General features: G+C 66.2%; 15 protein-coding genes. 5 read left to right on the forward strand and 10 right to left on the reverse strand.

What is annotated here, in order from left to right; genetic code table 11:
* Positions 1 to 161: 161 nt before the first annotated feature.
* Both aceB and aceA read right to left on the reverse strand, forming a co-directional pair.
* Positions 162 to 1,823, reverse strand: coding sequence for a malate synthase A (gene aceB / locus VUN84_02045; GenBank protein ID XAS64490.1), 1,662 nt, complete (start codon positions 1,821 to 1,823; stop codon positions 162 to 164).
* Between the two features lie 105 nt (positions 1,824 to 1,928).
* Positions 1,929 to 3,260, reverse strand: a complete 1,332-nt coding sequence (gene aceA, locus VUN84_02050; GenBank protein ID XAS64491.1) for an isocitrate lyase — start codon at positions 3,258 to 3,260, stop codon at positions 1,929 to 1,931.
* 141 nt (positions 3,261 to 3,401) lie between these two features.
* On the opposite strand from aceA, the gene VUN84_02055 reads away from it, so the two are divergent.
* A complete protein-coding gene (locus VUN84_02055) occupies positions 3,402 to 4,913 on the forward strand; it encodes a helix-turn-helix domain-containing protein (GenBank protein XAS64492.1) in 1,512 nt (503 codons plus the stop codon).
* A 303-nt stretch (positions 4,914 to 5,216) separates the two neighbouring features.
* Positions 5,217 to 6,965: a pyruvate dehydrogenase gene (locus tag VUN84_02060; protein XAS64493.1), complete on the forward strand. Its 1,749-nt coding sequence runs from the start codon at positions 5,217 to 5,219 to the stop codon at positions 6,963 to 6,965.
* Between the two features lie 174 nt (positions 6,966 to 7,139).
* On the opposite strand, the gene VUN84_02065 is transcribed toward VUN84_02060, so the two are convergent.
* On the reverse strand, positions 7,140 to 8,009 hold the full coding sequence (locus VUN84_02065) for a hydroxymethylpyrimidine/phosphomethylpyrimidine kinase (protein XAS64494.1): 870 nt from the start codon (positions 8,007 to 8,009) through the stop codon (positions 7,140 to 7,142).
* A 141-nt stretch (positions 8,010 to 8,150) separates the two neighbouring features.
* Here VUN84_02065 and VUN84_02070 point away from each other — a divergent pair, with 141 nt between their 5' ends.
* Both VUN84_02070 and VUN84_02075 read left to right on the forward strand, forming a co-directional pair.
* Positions 8,151 to 9,566 (forward strand): MFS transporter, encoded by a 1,416-nt coding sequence (locus VUN84_02070; protein ID XAS64495.1) that lies wholly within the window; start codon positions 8,151 to 8,153, stop codon positions 9,564 to 9,566.
* 452 nt (positions 9,567 to 10,018) lie between these two features.
* Positions 10,019 to 10,714 carry a queuosine precursor transporter gene (locus VUN84_02075; protein XAS64496.1) on the forward strand — a complete coding sequence of 232 codons (696 nt, stop codon included), beginning with the start codon at positions 10,019 to 10,021 and terminating at the stop codon, positions 10,712 to 10,714.
* Here the strand turns inward: VUN84_02075 and VUN84_02080 are convergent.
* The 7 genes from VUN84_02080 to VUN84_02110 form a co-directional block, all read right to left on the reverse strand.
* Positions 10,702 to 10,953: a hypothetical protein gene (locus VUN84_02080; GenBank protein XAS64497.1), complete on the reverse strand. Its 252-nt coding sequence runs from the start codon at positions 10,951 to 10,953 to the stop codon at positions 10,702 to 10,704. The two genes, VUN84_02075 and VUN84_02080, sit on opposite strands and share 13 nt — an antisense overlap.
* 64 nt (positions 10,954 to 11,017) lie before the next feature.
* On the reverse strand, positions 11,018 to 11,767 hold the full coding sequence (locus VUN84_02085) for a dienelactone hydrolase family protein (GenBank protein ID XAS64498.1): 750 nt from the start codon (positions 11,765 to 11,767) through the stop codon (positions 11,018 to 11,020).
* 74 nt (positions 11,768 to 11,841) lie between these two features.
* Entirely contained in the window at positions 11,842 to 13,149 is a 1,308-nt protein-coding gene (gene tgt / locus VUN84_02090) for a tRNA guanosine(34) transglycosylase Tgt (GenBank protein ID XAS64499.1), read from the reverse strand.
* Positions 13,150 to 13,182: 33 nt separating this feature from the next.
* On the reverse strand, positions 13,183 to 13,908 hold the full coding sequence (locus VUN84_02095) for an SRPBCC domain-containing protein (GenBank protein ID XAS64500.1): 726 nt from the start codon (positions 13,906 to 13,908) through the stop codon (positions 13,183 to 13,185).
* Positions 13,909 to 13,957: 49 nt separating this feature from the next.
* Positions 13,958 to 15,022: a DUF6707 family protein gene (locus VUN84_02100; protein XAS64501.1), complete on the reverse strand. Its 1,065-nt coding sequence runs from the start codon at positions 15,020 to 15,022 to the stop codon at positions 13,958 to 13,960.
* 82 nt (positions 15,023 to 15,104) lie between these two features.
* On the reverse strand, positions 15,105 to 15,644 hold the full coding sequence (locus VUN84_02105) for an NUDIX hydrolase family protein (protein XAS64502.1): 540 nt from the start codon (positions 15,642 to 15,644) through the stop codon (positions 15,105 to 15,107).
* A 63-nt stretch (positions 15,645 to 15,707) separates the two neighbouring features.
* Positions 15,708 to 16,484 (reverse strand): VOC family protein, encoded by a 777-nt coding sequence (locus VUN84_02110; GenBank protein ID XAS64503.1) that lies wholly within the window; start codon positions 16,482 to 16,484, stop codon positions 15,708 to 15,710.
* Positions 16,485 to 16,644: 160 nt separating this feature from the next.
* On the opposite strand from VUN84_02110, the gene VUN84_02115 reads away from it, so the two are divergent.
* Positions 16,645 to 17,244 (forward strand): YdeI/OmpD-associated family protein, encoded by a 600-nt coding sequence (locus VUN84_02115; protein ID XAS64504.1) that lies wholly within the window; start codon positions 16,645 to 16,647, stop codon positions 17,242 to 17,244.
* Positions 17,245 to 17,253 lie beyond the last annotated feature (9 nt).

Below are 17,253 nucleotides of genomic sequence, written 5' to 3' on the forward strand. Positions count from 1 at the left end.
ACTGCGAACATGGGCCTTAGCTGATACCTCGACGCCGTTGTCGAGTCCCCGAGGGGTCTTCCGTCGCTGGACCGCCGCCCCGGATCTCGGGGGTGCCTGTTGCGAAGGGCGTGGCGGCCCAGCAGACGGAAATCTGCGCCTTCCGGTGGTCCCGGCAGGCCCTAGGCGGTGATGAGCTTCGGATCCTCGGTGGGGAGGTCGCCGTCGCGCGCTTCATGCAGGAACCGGTCGTAAGCCGGAAGCGTCAGGAAGTCCGGGAACGCCGGGGTGAGCGTCACTTCCTCGAAGATGTCCCGGGCATCGGCAAAGCGGTCGCCTTCGAAACGCTCGAGCTTCGCGAACTCCTCGTCCAGCATGTCCTCGACCCCTTCGCGGGTGACGACGTCGCCGGCATCCGTGACCGCGCGGGAGAAGATCCACTGCCACAGCTGCGAGCGGGAGATTTCCGCGGTGGCGGCGTCCTCCATCAGGTTATGGATGGCGACGGCGCCGTTGCCGCGCAGCCAGGACTCGATGTAGCGGATGCCGACCTCGATGTTGTTCCGGATGCCCTGCTCTGTGATGGTGCCGGTGGTGGCGGCGATGTCGAGCAGTGCGCGGTCATCCGGGGTGACGTCCTCGCGGAGCCGGTCCAGTTGGTTGGGACGGTCGCCGAGGACGCCGTCGAACACTTCCCGGCATACGGGCACCAGGTCCGGGTGGGCCACCCACGAGCCGTCGAAACCGTCGCCGGCCTCGCGGGTCTTGTCGGCGCGGACCTTCTCGATGGCGATCGCGTTGGCTTCGGCGTCCTTGCGGTTGGGGACGGCGGCTGCCATGCCGCCGATCGCCATGGCTCCGCGATTATGGCAGGCCCGGACCAGCTGTTCGGTGTAGGCGCGCATGAACGGCTGGGTCATGGTCACCTGGCTGCGGTCCGGCAGGACGAAGCGGGGACCGCGGGTGCGGAAGTTCTTGATCAGCGAGAAGATGTAGTCCCAGCGGCCGGCGTTCAGGCCCGCGGCGTGGTCCTTGAGTTCGAAGAGGATCTCCTCCATCTCGAACGCGGCCGTGATGGTCTCGATCAGCACCGTGGCGCGGATGGTGCCCTGCGGAATGCCCAGCAGGTCCTGGGCGAGGACGAAGATGTCATTCCACAGGCGCGCCTCGAGGTGGTTCTCGATCTTCGGCAGGTAGAAGTACGGTCCCTTGCCCTGGGAGATCAGGCGGCGGGCGTTGTGGAAGAAGTACAAGCCGAAGTCCACGATGCCGCCGGCGACGGGGGTGCCGTCGATGAGCATGTGCTTTTCGGGCAGGTGCCAGCCACGGGGCCGGACCACCATGGTGGGCAGGTCCTCGGCGGCGCGGAGCTTGTACTCCTTGCCTTCCGGGGACGTGAAGTCGATCCGGCGTTCCAGCGCGTCGCTGAGATTGAGCTGGCCCTGGATGACGTTGCGCCACGACGGAGTGGAGGAGTCCTCCATGTCCGCGAGCCACACCTTGGCGCCGGAGTTCAGCGCGTTGATGGTCATTTTCTTGTCCACCGGGCCGGTGATCTCGACGCGGCGGTCTTCCAGCCCCGGTGCCGGCGGAGCGACGCGCCAGGCCGGATCATTGCGGACGGACTCGGTTTCGCGGAGAAACCGCGGGTCCTGGCCCTTGGCGATCTGCTGGCGGCGTTCCTGCCGGGCCTGCAGCAGCTCCAGCCGACGGGCCGCCGTCGCCTTGTGCAGTTTGGCCACAAACGCGAGTGCGTCGGGGGTCAAGACTTCGCTCTGCCGGCAGATCGGCTGGGCGGTCATCGTGACCCCGTTGATGGTGAAGTTGTCAGTGAAGCTGTTCATGGGAGTTGCTCCTTGAATGTCCGCCGTTGCCCTATCACTTTTAGTCTCCAACGAAGGTCGAGGGGGACCAAAAGTGATAGGGCAACGGGCGGGAAAAGCTGGGGATTAGTGGAACTGGCCTTCTTCGGTGGATCCCACCAGAGCCAGGGTGGATGCGTTCGGGTTGAGCGCAGTTGCGATTGCGTCAAAGTAGCCGGTGCCGACTTCGCGCTGGTGCTTAGTCGCGGTGTAGCCGCGGGACTCGGAGGCGAATTCCTTCTCCTGGAGCTCGACGTAGGCGCTCATCCCTTCACGGGCGTAGCCGTGGGCGAGGTCGAACATCGAGTAGTTCAGGGCGTGGAAGCCGGCCAGGGTGATGAACTGGAAGGTGAAGCCCATGGCGCCGAGTTCGCGCTGGAACTTGGCGATCGTGGCGTCGTCGAGGTGCTTCTTCCAGTTGAACGACGGGGAGCAGTTGTAGGAGAGCATCTGGTCCGGGAAGTCGGCCTTGACGGCTTCGGCGAACTTGCGGGCCAGCTCCAGGTCCGGGGTGCCCGTCTCCATCCAGATGAGGTCCGAATACGGTGCGTAGGCCTTGGCACGGGCGATGCAGGGTTCGATCCCGTTGCGGACCTTGTAGAAGCCCTCCGGGGTGCGGACCGGCTGTCCGCCTTCGCGGAGGATGAATTCCTGGTCGCGGGGATCGACGTCGGACGTGATGAGGGTGGCAGCCTCGGCGTCGGTGCGGGCGATGATGACGGACGGAGTGCCCGCGACGTCGGCAGCCAGACGGGCGGCGTTCAGGGTGCGGACGTGCTGCTGGCTGGGAATCAGAACCTTGCCGCCGAGGTGGCCGCATTTTTTCTCCGAGGCGAGCTGGTCCTCCCAGTGCACGCCCGAGGCGCCGGCCTGGATCATGGATTTCATGAGCTCGTACGCGTTGAGCGGGCCACCGAAGCCGGCCTCGGCGTCGGCGACGATCGGGACCATCCAGTCCTCGACGGTCTGGACGCCTTCGGAGAACTCGATCTGGTCCGCGCGGAGCAGGGCGTTGTTGATGCGGCGGACCACGGTCGGGACCGAGTTGGCCGGGTACAGGGACTGGTCCGGGTAGGTGTGTCCGGAGTTGTTGGCGTCGGCGGCAACCTGCCAGCCGGAGAGGTAGATGGCGCGGAGCCCGGCTTTGACCTGCTGCACGGCCTGGTTGCCGGTCAGCGCGCCCAGGGCGTTGGTGTACGTGCCCTCCTTATGCTCGCCGGTCAGCTGCTCCCACAGCTTCTCGGAGCCACGGCGGGCCAGGGTGTGCTCCTCGGAGACGCGGCCGCGGAGGCGGATGACGTCGGAGGCCGTGTAGTCCCGGGTGACACCTTCCCAGCGCGGGTTGGCAGTCCACTCGAGCTCCAGGGCTGTGGCCTGCTGTTCGGGCGTCTGCTGGGTGGGCTCAAATGCTGCAGTCATCTTTGTCTCCTTGGTGGGGTCCGGGGCCGGCTGGCTGCTTCCTCGCAGTGGTGCTGGCTGGTCCGGAGCGGTGTAACTTTTCCGTAAGACCTACTTTTCTGTACTTTCAAGCAGCTTTCTAGACCAAAAGTCTGGAAAGAAATGCACTTCTTCGCGTATTCTGAAGAAATGCATCCCGCCAGCTGGAACCGCCCCGCGTCCGCCACCTCCTCGCCCGCGGTTCCGGAGGTGGACGTCATTAGCATGGGCCGCCGGGTCCGCCACCTCCGCAAGGCCGCCGGGCTCACGCTCGATGACTTAAGCGCCACGGTGGGTACCGCCCCCAGCCAGCTGAGCCTGATCGAGAACGGCAAACGCGAGCCCAAGCTCGGGCTGCTCCAGCAGCTCGCGGCGGCGCTCGGCGTCAGCATCGACGAGTTGCTCGGCGCGGAACCGCCCAACCGGCGCGCGGCCCTGGAGATTGAGCTGGAACGCTACCAGCGCAGTCCCATCTACGAGTCCTTGAAGCTCCCCACGATCCGCATCAGCTCACGGCTGCCGATGGATGTGCTGGAGTCGATGGTGGGGTTGCAGCACGAGCTGGAGCGCCGGCTCAACGAGCAGGTGGCGACGCCGGAAGAAGCCCGCCGTGCAAACGGCGAATTGCGCGCCATGATGCGGCAGCGCAATAACTACTTCCCGGAATATGAGGCGGAGGCGCAAAAGGTCCTCGCGTCGGTGGGCCACACCAGCGGTCCGCTGTCCCACCACGTCATTGCGGACATCGCCGGGCACCTCGGATTCAGCCTGCACCACGTGGGTGACCTGCCGCATTCCACCCGCTCGGTGACGGATCTGAAGAACCGCCGTATTTATCTCACCCAGAACGCGCGCAGCGACCACGACCCGCGGTCCGTGCTTCTGCAGGCGCTGGGCCACTACGTTTTGGGCCACCAGACTCCCACGAACTACGGGGATTTCCTGATGCAGCGGGTGGCTACGAATTACTTCGCGGCAGCGCTCTTGTTGCCGGAGCACGCCACCGTGGAGTTCCTGCAAAAGGCAAAACAAGCCAAGGAAATCGCGGTGGAGGATATCCGGGACGCCTTCGCCGTGTCGTACGAGACCGCAGCGCACCGCTTTACCAACCTCGCCACGGAGCACTTGGATATCCGCACGCACTTCCAGAAGACGCACAAGAGCGGCATCATTTACAAGGCCTACGAGAATGACGGCGTGACATTCCCGCAGGATCACACCGGCGCCATTGAGGGACAGCCGTCGTGCAAGAACTGGACCTCCCGCATGGTGTTCGACGTGCCGGACAAGTTCAGTGCCTACAACCAGTACACCGACACGCCGGCCGGGACCTTCTGGTGCACGGCCCGGACGGAGCGCTCCGCGAACGGGGAGTTTTCCCTGTCCGTTGGCGTCCCCTACGCCCAGGTGAAATGGTTCCGGGGCCGTGACACAACGGAGCGGTCCAAGTCCACCTGCCCGGACGAGAGCTGTTGCAGGCGACCGCCCGCAGCCCTGACATCCGAGTGGGCCGGCAACGCCTGGCCTTCGGCCCGGGCCCACTCCCACCTTCTCGCCGCGATGCCGCCGGGCGCTTTCCCCGGCGTGGACGAGACCGAGGTCTATTCGTTCCTGCAGGCACACTCGGGGAGCTGATTTGGGCGCGCGGTGCCACCCGGCTCCGTAGGCCGGGCAAGTCAGCTGCACCGGACCGGACCAGCCGGGTCGGGGTGGATGCCAATGACTCGCAGAGTGCCTACATGGCAGCAACATGGTCCGCGGCCGACTATGGCTTCACCGAGCCGGCAGCCGGCACATAAACCTCTGGCTCTCACGGCCTGGGCGCTGTCACAACATGGCCGTGGACGGGGTGCGGCCGGAACTGGAAGCGCCGGCCGGCGGGCAGACTATATATTGGCCAGTGACAGCTCATCGATCCACCCCGCGGGAGCGTGCACTATGGCCAAGGAACTAGCCACCCAACTCGTCGAACAACTCCAGGCTGCCGGTGTGCAGCGGATCTACGGCATTGTCGGGGACAGTCTCAACCCGATTGTCGACGCCGTCCGGAAAACCGGCGGTGCCGCGAAAGGCGGGATCGACTGGATCCATGTCCGGCACGAGGAGGCTGCGGCCTTCGCTGCCGCGGCCGAGGCGCAACTCACCGGCCGTCTGGCGGTCTGCGCAGGTTCTTGTGGGCCGGGCAACCTTCACCTCATCAACGGCCTGTACGACGCCAACCGCTCCGGCGCACCGGTGCTGGCCATCGCCTCGCATATCCCCAGCAAACAGATCGGCAGCAGCTTCTTCCAGGAGACGCATCCGGACCGCCTGTTTAACGAGTGCTCGGTGTATTCCGAGCTGATCAGCACCGCCGAGCAGGCGCCCCGCGTGATGCACAGCGCCATCCAGCACGCCGTCGCGCTCCGCGGCGTCGCCGTCGTCACCCTCCCCGGTGACATCGCCGGACTGCAGGCGACGGTGGAAAGCCCCGCGCCGGCAGCGTTCCGGCCTGCCGTGCTGGTGCCGGACCCCGCCAGTGTGCGGGAGTTGGCCGACGCCATTAACGCCGCCGGCAAAGTGGCGATCTTTGCAGGCGCCGGCGTCGAAGGCGCCCACGATGAGGTCATTGCCCTGGCCGAGGCCATCAACGCGCCGATCGGACACTCACTGCGGGGCAAGGACTTCATGCAGTACGAGAACCCCTACGACATCGGCATGACAGGGCTGCTGGGTTACGGTGCTGCGGCGGAGGGGATCGAGGACGCGGACCTGCTGATTTTGCTGGGCACCGACTTCCCGTACGACCAGTTCCTGCCCGGAACGCGGACGGCGCAGGTGGACCGGGCCGCGCAGAACCTCGGCCGGCGGACCGACGTCGACGTCGCTGTGCATGGGGACGTGCTGCCCACGCTCGCTGCGCTGATGCCATTGCTGAAGCCGAAGAAGAGCACCCGCTTCCTCGATGCCATGCTCAAGAAGCACGACCGGCTGATGAACAAGGCCGTCGGCGCCTATACGCGCAAGGTTGAGAAGACCGAGCCGATCCACCCGGAATATGCGGCCTCGCTGCTGGACCAGGTGGCGGCGGAGGACGCTGTCTTCACCGCGGACACGGGAATGTGCAACGTTTGGACAGCCCGGTACATCAACCCGCTGGGCACCCGCCGCCTGATCGGTTCGTATCTGCACGGTTCCATGGCGAACGCGCTGCCGCACGCGATCGGCGCCCAGTTGGCTTACCCCGGGCGCCAGGTGGTCTCGGTCTCCGGCGACGGCGGCCTGTCGATGCTGCTGGGGGAACTGATCACTGTGGCCGCGCACCGGCTTCCGGTGAACGTGGTGGTGTTCAACAACTCCACCCTGGGCATGGTCAAGCTGGAAATGCTGGTGGACGGGCTGCCTGACTTCGGCGTGGACGTGCCGGACGCCAACTACGCGGAGGTGGCCAAAGCACTGGGCTTCCACGCCGTCCGGGTCACAGATCCGTCCCGGATCGAGGCCGCGTACCGGGAGGCATTCGCCCATCCGGGGCCTTCCCTGGTGGAGTTGATCACCGATCCGCAGGCGCTGTCCCTCCCGCCGAAAATCAAGGGCGCCCAGATCCTCGGGTTCGCCACCGCCATGTCCAAGGTGGTCCTGAACCGGGGCGCCGGCGAAGCCGTGAGCATGGCCCGGAGCAACCTTCGGAACATTCCGCGGCGCTGACTATGGCGGCGTCCCAGGCCTGCCCCCAATTCCGCCTCCACCCCCGTTTCGACGGTTCCGTGCAGGTTCGACACCGGAGCGGTATATATCAAGCTGTTGGTGACAGCTGGGTGGCTTCTTTGTAGTTGATGCCGGCGCGGCCGGGGTCGCCGGAGGCTGTGGCCCGAGATGCTGCTAGCGCGGTCCGCCCTGCCAGAGCGCGTCGAAGGGGGCGCCCGAGGCCACCCGGTTGTGAATGCCGGCGGTTACGAAGGCTTTAGCGGTGCGGGCGGCCTCCAGCGGCGTCGCACCCTTGGCCAGTTCCGCCGTCACCGCGGCCGCCAGCGAGCAGCCGGCGCCGGAGACAGCCACTTCGCCCACTTTCGGGGCGGACAGGACCTCCAGCGTCTGGCCGTCGTAATAGACGTCGACGGCGTCCGGCCCGCTCAGGCGCACGCCGCCCTTGGCGAGCACCGTGGCGCCGCTGAGTTCGTGAATGCGGACGGCCGCAGCCTTGAGTGATTCCAGGTCTGTGATTGCGAGCCCGGAGAGCGACTCGGCTTCGAAGTGGTTCGGTGTGACGAACGTGGCCAGCGGCAGGATTTGCGCCTTGAGGGCCTCGTCAGTGTCCAGTGCATGCCCCGGCTCCTGGCCTTTGCAGATCAGGACCGGATCCAGCACCACGTTTTTGAAGGCGGCAGCGGTCAACGCCGACGCCACGGTGGAAATGGTTGCGGGACTGCCGAGCATGCCGATCTTGACGGTATCCAGCACCGCCGGTGCGCCGGACGCGGCACCGTAGGCCGCCGTCGTCGCCTCCAACTGGTCCGCGATGACCTGCTGGTCCACCGGAACGAAACGGTGATTCCAGTTGTCCTTCGGGTCGAAGGAGACGATGCAGGTCAGGTTCGCGATGCCGAAAACGCCGAGCTCCTGGAAGGTCTTTAGGTCAGCCTGCGCGCCGGCGCCGCCGGTCGCTTCCGACCCTGCGATGGTGAGGGCGACGGCGGGGGAGGTGGCGGCGCCGGGAGTCACGGCCGCGGGAAAGTCAACTGCAGAAGTCATGGCCCCATCCTGCCAGCCCCAGGCGATGCCCGCATTATGCACATGACCAATATGAACAAAACCGAAGTGTTCCCGATCACCACTACTAAGGTGGCGGACGGTGTTGCTTTCTTGCAGCGCCGGATCCAGGAAGGTTCATTGATGAGCACCCAACTGTCCGAATCGGCGCAGACGAGAAAAGCCGTGAGCAACATCCTCAAGGGATCTGCCGGCAACCTTGTGGAGTGGTACGACGTTTACGTTTACACCGCGTTCGCAGCATATTTCCAGTCGCACTTCTTCAACTCCACCGATGATCTGCAGGCCGGCCTCGAGGCCATGGCTGTTTTCTCGACCTCGTTCCTGATGCGGCCGGTGGGGGCCTGGTTCTTCGGCGGTTATGCCGACCGCAAGGGACGCAAGGCTGCGCTGACGCTCAGTGTGACCATGATGTCCGCGGGATCCTTCGCGATCGCCATCCTGCCCACGCAGCAGCAGATCGGCATCTGGGCCATGATCCTGCTGGTTCTCGTGCGGCTTATCCAGGGCTTCTCTGTCGGCGGTGAATACGGAACCAGCGCCACCTACATGTCCGAGGCCGCCACCTCCAAGCGCCGGGGCTTTTTCTCCAGCTTCCAGTACGTCACACTGATTGGCGGCCAGATGCTGGCGCTGCTGGTCCTCGTAATCCTGCAGAACGTCATGCCCAAGGGCGAGTTGACCGAGTGGGGCTGGCGTATCCCGTTCGCGATTGGCGGCGTGGCCGCGCTCGTGGTCCTGTGGCTGCGGCGCTCCATGGAAGAGACTGTCTCGGCCGAGCAGGTGGAGGCCGCCAAGGCTCCCGCCGCGGCCGGTGCGGCCCGGCCGGGCACCATGAAACTGTTGTTCAGCAGCTATTGGAAACCGTTGCTGATCTGCATCGGTGTCACCCTCGGCGGCACGGTGGCCTTCTACACGTACACCAACTTCCTCCTGAAGTTCATGAACGATACGTCCGGCATCGCCAAGACCGACACGTCGGTGATCAACTTCTGGGCGCTCTTCATCTTCATGCTGCTCCAGCCTGTCTACGGGATCATCTCGGACAAAGTCGGACGCAAGCCCCTGCTGCTCTGGTTCGGCATCACCGGCGTGCTGTTCACCTGGCCGCTGCTTTCGACGCTGGCAGGCACCAAGGACCCTTTCATTGCCTTCCTGCTGATGATGGGCGGCCTGCTGATCGTGGGCGGCTACACCTCCATCAACGCCCTCGTGAAAGCCGAACTGTTCCCGGCCTCAATCCGTGCCCTGGGCGTGGGCCTGGGCTATGCGATCGCCAACTCGCTCTTCGGCGGCACCGTGCCGCTGATCGGTGCTGCCTTGCAGAAGTCCGACCAGGTGGAGCTGTTCTTCACCTACGTCACCGTGGCCATCGGCCTCTCCTTGCTGGTGTACATCTTCGCGCTGAAGAATAAGAAATCCACGCACCTCGACCATGAGCAGGGGCACGCTTGGGAACCGGCTGCGGTCGGCACCGGCACGGGTGCCGCGGGTCCGAAGGATGACGACAAGGACCTGGTCGACGCCTCGCGCCGCTGAGGTGCGGTGGTCCGTTTCGACAGTTCCGTGCCCACGCGATGAGGCGGCCCCGAGGATGCCGACGCGGTCCGCCAAGTGGGCGGCTTCAGCGGGGATATGGCTGGACATGAAAACGGTGACGCCGTGCTCGTCGGCGAGCGAACGGCGCAGCCCGCGGATCCCGACGATTCCGGCCGGATCGAGCCCGTTGGCGGGCTCGTCAAGCGCGGGTGGAAACGGCGGTGTCAGGCACTGTCCTGCTCCATAGCCCCATCCTGCCACCACGTGAGGACCGTTCACAGCGTGGCAGGAAGGGTTGGGCGGGACGAAGTTTACTGGCGCCAACTGGTGAGAGAATGGAATCCGGTCCGGCGGCCAACCCGCCGGACCTCCAGTGCTAATACAGCTCGCCGCCCCACCTCCGCCTGCGTGCGGACCCGGGCGCCGGGCGAACCACTACGAATGGATTCCCCGTGACTTCCGCCAAGACCCTGCCGGTTACCGCCTCGCCCAGATTCGCCACGATTGGTTCGCCGTACTTCGGCATCATGCTCGCCGTCATGGCCGTGGTTTTGATCCTGTCCAACATCGGAGCCTCCAAGGGTGTGGCAATCGGGCCGGTCATCACCGACGGCGGATTCTTCCTCTTTCCCCTGGCTTACATCCTGGGCGACGTTATCAGCGAGGTCTACGGTTTCAAGGTGGCCCGCAAGGCCATCGTCACCAGCTTCGCGCTCTCGGTCTTCGCGTCCCTCTGTTACTGGATCATCATCGCGTTGCCCGGCTTCAGCGATGACTTCGGAATGGCCAAGCAGGCCGCGCTGGAGAGTGCCCTGGGGCCGGTCCCACAGATCGTCCTGGCATCACTCCTGGCGTTTTTTGCGGGCCAAACGATCAACTCCTGGATCCTGGTGAAGATGAAGGCCCGGTCCGGGGAGAAGTCGCTGTGGGCCCGCCTGATGGGTTCCTCGGGGGTCGGCGAATTCGTGGACACCCTGATCTTCTGCAGCATCGCCGCCTCCGTGATTGGAATCACCGACGCCGGGGCGTTTGTCAATTACGTTCTGGTGGGCTTTGTTTATAAGACGCTGGTGGAGTTCGCCTTCGTGCCGCTGACCGCGCTCGCCATCGGCTGGGTAAAGAAACGCGAACCAAGCTACGGCGCGTAACCGGCCCGCTCACCGCGGCCCTTCGCACTCCGGCCGTGCAGGCTGGCACCCGAGATGTGGCTGTCGACGAACCCTCCCGACGAGGTTGTCAGCGTTCCCAGCGCGTGGGCGGAGATTAGCTGCCGTCGCTGGGCGGTGCTGCTCAACTGCCGCCACCATTCTCCGCGGGCGTAGCAGCCGCGGCGCACCCGGACGGGCTCTGCCGCCTCCGCCAGTGGGGCGATGGAGCGGGAATTCAAGCCACAGGCGAGGAGCTGATCCGTGCGCCAGAGGTCCGCGGCGGCGGTGCGGGTCTGCCGTTTGTTAGACCTTGAGCGTTCCGTCCAGCAGGCCGCGGAGTTCGCGGAAGTGCCGCTCGGTGGCCTCCGGGTGGAAGGCCGAGGTGTCCGCCATGGAATAGCCATGCGGAGCCCCGGCGTAGATCTCGTTGGCGGCTTTCAGGCCGGCCGCGTCCAGCGCCTGGCCGAGCCGCGCAACCGCGTCCTGGTCCATGCTCCGGTCATGGTCGGCGTGGCCGAAGACGCACCGGGCCCGGGCGTTGCCCAGCCCGAGATGGGGGCTGTCCGGGGCGTCGGTCGCAAGTCCGCCGCCGTGGAAACCGCCGCAGGCCGCAACGACGTCCGGGTGTGCTGTCGCCGTGCGCACAGCAAGCCGTGCGCCCATGCAGTAGCCGACGACGCCGATCGGGCCGGGCGCGACTCCGTCGAGCAGGCCCAGCGCTTCCACCCAGGCTGTGATGTCCGGCTGCGCTTTGGCCGTGGTGAGGCGTCCGACCCGCGGGAACGCGGCCCCGCCGGCAGCCTCGCGGCCCTCCGGCGTGGTCATGTCCAGGTCCGGTGCCAGTTCGGCCGCCGTGCCTTCCCGGTAGAAGACGTTGGGTGCCAGCACGATGTAGCCCCAGTCGGCGATGCGTTGGGCCATGTCCTGGATGCGGGGGCGCAGGCCGAAGGCGTCCATGTAGAGGATGACACCAGGGAACGGGCCCGAGCCGGTGGAGGGGCGGGCCACGAGAGCCTCGGCGGTGCCGTCTGCGGCAGGAATCTCGATGAACATCCGGTCAGGATATCCGAACCGGCCCCGTCACCAACTATCAGCGGAGGACGTCGACGGCGGGTGCACGCGAACGCCTAGGAGTAGTACCGGCCCAGGGTCTCGGCCTTGAACTCGAAGAACGTCCCGTCCTCGATGGCGAGGCGGGCGTCGTCGACCATTTTCACCACGAAGCGCTCGTTGTGGATGGAGATCAGGGTGGCCGAGACCATCTCCTTGGCCTTGAACAGGTGGTGGATGTAAGCCCGCGAATAGTTCAGGCAGGCGTAGCAGTCGCAGCCTTTCTGCAGCGGGCCGAAGTCACGCTTGTACATGGCGCCGGAGAGGTTGTACCGGCCGGTGGGGTGGTAGAACGCCGAGTTGCGGGCCACCCGGGTGGGGGAGACGCAATCGAAGGTGTCCGCGCCGTTCTCGATGGCGGTGAAGATGTCATCCGGCTCGGAGATGCCGAGCAGGTGCCGGGGCTTGTTCTCCGGCAGCTCCTCGTTGCACCAGCGCACGATCGTGCCCAGGTTCTCTTTCTCCAGGGCCCCGCCGATGCCGAATCCATCGAAGTTCATGGCACCGAGATCCCGGCAGGCCTTACGGCGCAGATCCTCGTACTGGGCGCCCTGGATCACGCCGAACAGCGCCTGGTAGGGCTTCCCCGCCCGCTCGTCCGTCAGGCGGAAGTGCTCGGTAATGCAGCGTTCAGCCCACCGCCGGGTGCGCTCCAGGGACTCCTCCTGGTACCCGCGGGAATTCTGCAGGGTGGTCAGCTCGTCAAAGGCGAACATGATGTCCGCACCGATCTGGTGTTGGACATTCATGGAGATCTCGGGGCTGAAGCGGTGCCGGTCGCCGTTGAGGTGGCTCTTGAACCACACGCCCTCCTCGTCCACGTGGGCGAGACGTTCCTTGCCGGGAGCTACGGCGTCGTCGGGGACGGCGGTGTCCGCAACAGGCGCAGTCTTCATGTCGATGACCTTCTTGAATCCTGAGCCCAGGCTCATCACCTGGAACCCGCCGGAGTCGGTGAAGGTGGGCCCGCGCCAGTTCATGAAGGCTCCCAGCCCGCCGGCCTCATCCAGGATGTCGGCTCCGGGCTGCAGATAAAGATGGTAGGCGTTGGCCAGCACGGCCTGGGCGCCCAGCTCTGCGACGGACTCCGGGAGGACCGCTTTGACCGTGGCCTTGGTGCCAACGGCGATGAAAGCCGGGGTTTGGATCTCACCATGGGGGGTGCTGATGGTTCCGGTGCGGCCGAGGAATTCACCGCCGTTGGAGCTGACTTGGGCCTCCGACGGCGAGCAGCTTTCGCTCAGGCGTTTGCCCACGCGGAAGGAAAACTCGGACTGCTGGGCCGGGTGGAGCGATGACACGGGAACTTCAGGATTGGCGGGCACCGTTCAAGTGTGCCAGCTAACAGCCCCCAACTCTTAGTGCAACGGATCGGATGTGGGGTAGTTCTCAGCCCGCCACTTGTCCCAGTAATTGCGGATGGACTCCAGCTGGTGCGCCCCGAGGTCGTACATGGAGACGATGGCCAGGGAGCCTCCCTCCGGCCGGAGATCCTTGATGGCCGGCTGGTCCGCCACAATGACCAGGCCCTCACCGTGTTCCGCATAGTGGTGGACCGTGAGGCCCACCTGGTGGTTGCTGCGGAACCAGACCTTTCCCGAGACTTCCTCGCCGGTGGCCAGGGTGAGCGAGTACGGCTCTCCCGGCTGCGGAACGCCGGATAAACCCAGCAGCTCAATGGCGGACCCTTTGTTCCCTGGAACGGAGAAGAAAAAAGTCCGCCGTTTGCCGTGCGGATGCCGTTCCAGGGCGAAGCGGAGCTGCTGGAGGAAGGTCAGCCATCCCTGGGTGATGTCCTCGTCCCAGGCTGCCCACTCGGAATTGTGGTCCACCGCGGCCCGCGTAACGCTGAGCTCGGTGCCGGACGGAACCGGTTGCAAGGTGAACACATCCCCGCCGTCGACCACCAGGGACGTGTGGTCCGCGCCTTCGATCACCTTGGGGCTGAAATAGATCTCATTGATCTCGGCCGCCTGGTCATCGGCGTCCCAGCCATGCCACTGGGCCACCTTGGCGGGTTCGCGCAGCATCGTCCAAACCTGCTGCGCGTCGGAATTGATAACCACGCTCAGATTGTTCGTCATGGGCCGAACTTACAACGCCCGGCCATGAAGAGGGTAGGGGCTTAACGCCTCAGGAACGCACGGACTCGAGTTCGTTGCCGATCCGGCGCTCCAGCTCCACCCCGCCGATGGTCTCCGAACCCCCGTGGGCGCGCAGGAACAGCAGCGCCTCGAGCCGCAGGAGCCGCCATTCACGTTCGGCATCCGGGTTCGAGTTGTCGATCGCACGGAAAATCTCCTTGTCGTACAGATTGGGCTCGTTGAGCGAGCGCTGCCGGACCTTGGCGTTGATCCGGGACTTGAACGGATCCGTCTCCATGGAATCGGGGGCGCGGAGGAACTTCTCGTAGACAGCGGCGCGTTCCTCCTGGCCGAGCTGGCGGCAGACGTAGCTGGAGAGGGCCAACGCAGCCTCCACCGACGCCCACCGGCCCCGGTTGCCGTCGAAGGGAAGCACATTGAGTACATCGGCGACCGCGAGGGCGCCTTCCGCGTCCTTGAGCACGATGAAAAGTTCCTGCGCGAGGTCGCTGAGGTCCTTGAGGCAACTTCCCGACTTGGTGTTGATGCCCTTCGCGAGACGTTCGCTGAGCAGCAGCACCCCTCCGGAGTCCGGGTGCGCCCCGGCGGCAGCCTCCACGACGGACTCAGGCGTTCCCTCCGGCGTTGGGATCAGCGCGAGATCCTCGTCGCTGAGACCGTTCGCCGCGGGTGGTGCGGGCGGCAGGGGCGGTACCACGACGGCGGGAGCGGCGCCTCCGCCGGCCGCCGCGTCCCGGTCCCCGGCAGAGTCACCACCACCGGTGTTTTTTTGTTCCGCGGCGCCGGCCTGCCCGCTGGCGGCATCCGCGTCCGGTTCCAGGGGCTGCCCGGGCGTGCCGGCGTGTCCGGGCGGTGCATCCGGGCCGTGATGGGCGGTCAGGATCAGCACGGTCGATGCGGCAGCGATGCGGAGTCCACCGCCGCCGGTGAGGGTTGCAAGGACCACGGCCGGCGTACCGAAGTCATCGGTTTCGACTTCCACGCGCTGGATTTCGGCAGAGCGGTTGCCGTCGGGCAGCAGCAGCCGATCGCCGCTCTGCAGTGATCCAGCCTGCTGTTCGATGTAGTTCTGGGCGGCCGGGGGGTGGGTCATCTGGAGTCCTTAAATTCTTTTGCGGTCCGCCCACCAGTCTACAAAGGCGCGCATGCGAAGTTGGGGACCCAGCGTCCGGCGGTCAGTTCCCGACGCCGGCGAACGCCAATGCCTGGCGGATCAGGGCGCCGCGGCCGCCGCTGAATTCGAGCTGGACATCCGAGCTCATGACTTCCTGCGGGGTCATCCACGTCAGTTCCAGGGCGTCCTGCCGCGGGGAGCATTCGCCGGTGACAGGGATGACATACGCCAGAGCCACGGCGTGCTGGCGGTCATCGGTAAAACCGGTGTGGGACGGGGACGGGAAGTATTCGGCCACTGTGAACGGCACAGGGCTGATGGGCAGCTGCGGAAAAGCCAGCGGACCAAGATCTTTCTCCATGTGGCGCAGCAGGGCCGCGCGGATGGTCTCGCGGTACAGCACCCGGCCGGAGACCAGCGAACGGACCATCGTCCCGTCCTCCTCGGCCTGCAGCAAAGTGCCGACCTCGTTCACGAACCCGAGCGGATCGAGCCGGACCGGGACGGCCTCGACGTAGACCATGGGCAACCGGCCGCGGGCCTCAAACAAATCATCTTCGGAGAGCCAGCCGGGGTTCGGGTCAGGAGTGCGAACATTCATGGTTAAGTTCTACCCCATCCCTGCGGCCGGGACGTGCTCCCACTCACCCTGCGGGCGGCGCCCTCACCCTGCGGGCGGCGCCGCGGAGATCCAGACCGGCGGCCGCGCGGCCTGCCCGCCTGCGTCGGGGTTCGCGACATGCAGGTTGGGGATGGCCGTCCCACCGGCTGCTGCCGCCTCGAGTCCGGCCGCGGCGAGACGCCCGCGGAGGGCGGCAAAGTCGCCGGCATATTCGAAGCCGAAACCGGCCCGCCCGGCCCCGGCGCCTGTGCCGACCATCAGGACGCCGCCGTTCTTGGCAGTGAACGTCTCGGACTCCGCCGTGTTGGTGTCCCCGCCGCCACTGCCGCCGCCAGGGGCCCGGACCGGGCGGGGGCGGGCACCGATGTTGCGCAGGGTCTGCGCCGCCGCCACGGCGTCGCCGGCGAACCAGACCTGGACAACGGTGATGCCCGGGTCGGCGGCCGCTGTCCCTCCCCAGCTGCCATCGGCGGCGCGTGCGGCCGGGTCGGCAAGGAACGTGCTTCCGTCCGGGGCGCTGACGCGGCAGGACGGACCGTGGTCCGCGTCGATGAGTTCCGCGCTGGTACCGCCCCCTGCCGCCCCCGCCTCTGCGGTCCGCCGGGCAAATTCCGGTAAATCGCCGACTTCGACGCCGAAGGACGTGGTGCCGTCCTCGGGGGCGCCCGCCTCGACCAAGTGCAGGGCGAGGCGGCCGGAACCGGCGTCGAACTCCCGCCAGGTAGGCTCGTCGACCGTCTTGACCAGGCCCAGCCCGGTAAGCAACCGCTCCCATTGATCCAGGCGGGAGGTGAAATGGATCGGGCGGACACGCAGCATGGTCGCTCCTTGGGTTTGGACGGTTTCTTGGCTCTTAGGGACATCGTCCCACCAAGGGGTGCCACCAGGCAGTGCCGTTGGTCCATGGCCCGTTGGTCAGCGGGCCAGTGGTCCGCCATCAGGCCGTGCCGAATAAACCACGCGGGGGCACAATGGTGCCATGGCCGTTGAACTGGAAGAACTGCTCGTCAAGGATGCTGCCCAGTGGCGGGATTGGCTGCAGCAACACCATGCGCACAGCCCCGGCGTATGGCTGGTGCTGCACAAGAAGGGCGGCTCGGTGACGGAGCTCGACTACGAGGCCGCCGTGCAGGAAGCTCTCTGTTTTGGTTGGATCGACGGCCAGGGTCGGCGGCGGGACGAGCACAGCTCCTTCCAGCGGATGACCCGCCGGGGACCGAAAAGCATGTGGTCCGCCCGGAACGTGGCACGGATCGGCCGCCTGGAGGCGGCGGGCAGGATGACCCCGGCGGGCCGTGCCGCGGTGGACAGCGCCAAGGCTGATGGCCGGTGGGAAGCAGCCTACTCCGGCCCCGCGACGGCGGAAGTCCCCGCGGACCTCGCCGCGGCCATCGCCGCCGAGCCCCGGGCGCAGGCCATGTTTGAGGTCCTGACCTCCGTCAACCGGTATGCCCTGATCTACCGGACCAACGCGGTCAAGCTGGCCGCCACCAGGGAACAAAAAATCGCGGGGTTCGTCGCGATGCTCGCCCGGTACGAAACGCCGTACCCGCAGGCCAAACGGCCGCCCGCCCCCTGACGCCCGCCT

The sequence above is a fragment of the Micrococcaceae bacterium Sec5.8 genome, from assembly GCA_039636775.1.
Classification (GTDB): Bacteria; Actinomycetota; Actinomycetes; order Actinomycetales; family Micrococcaceae; genus Arthrobacter.

Bases quoted from the DNA above. Each gene is read 5' to 3' on its own strand.
- aceB (XAS64490.1), bottom strand. From the start codon at position 1,823: ATGAACAGCTTCACTGACAACTTCACCATCAACGGGGTCACGATGACC.
- aceA (XAS64491.1), bottom strand. From the start codon at position 3,260: ATGACTGCAGCATTTGAGCCCACCCAGCAGACGCCCGAACAGCAGGCC.
- VUN84_02055 (XAS64492.1), top strand. From the start codon at position 3,402: ATGCACTTCTTCGCGTATTCTGAAGAAATGCATCCCGCCAGCTGGAAC.
- VUN84_02060 (XAS64493.1), top strand. From the start codon at position 5,217: ATGGCCAAGGAACTAGCCACCCAACTCGTCGAACAACTCCAGGCTGCC.
- VUN84_02065 (XAS64494.1), bottom strand. From the start codon at position 8,009: ATGACTTCTGCAGTTGACTTTCCCGCGGCCGTGACTCCCGGCGCCGCC.
- VUN84_02070 (XAS64495.1), top strand. From the start codon at position 8,151: ATGAGCACCCAACTGTCCGAATCGGCGCAGACGAGAAAAGCCGTGAGC.
- VUN84_02085 (XAS64498.1), bottom strand. From the start codon at position 11,767: ATGTTCATCGAGATTCCTGCCGCAGACGGCACCGCCGAGGCTCTCGTG.
- VUN84_02095 (XAS64500.1), bottom strand. From the start codon at position 13,908: ATGACGAACAATCTGAGCGTGGTTATCAATTCCGACGCGCAGCAGGTT.
- VUN84_02100 (XAS64501.1), bottom strand. From the start codon at position 15,022: ATGACCCACCCCCCGGCCGCCCAGAACTACATCGAACAGCAGGCTGGA.
- VUN84_02105 (XAS64502.1), bottom strand. From the start codon at position 15,644: ATGAATGTTCGCACTCCTGACCCGAACCCCGGCTGGCTCTCCGAAGAT.
- VUN84_02110 (XAS64503.1), bottom strand. From the start codon at position 16,484: ATGCTGCGTGTCCGCCCGATCCATTTCACCTCCCGCCTGGATCAATGG.
- VUN84_02115 (XAS64504.1), top strand. From the start codon at position 16,645: ATGGCCGTTGAACTGGAAGAACTGCTCGTCAAGGATGCTGCCCAGTGG.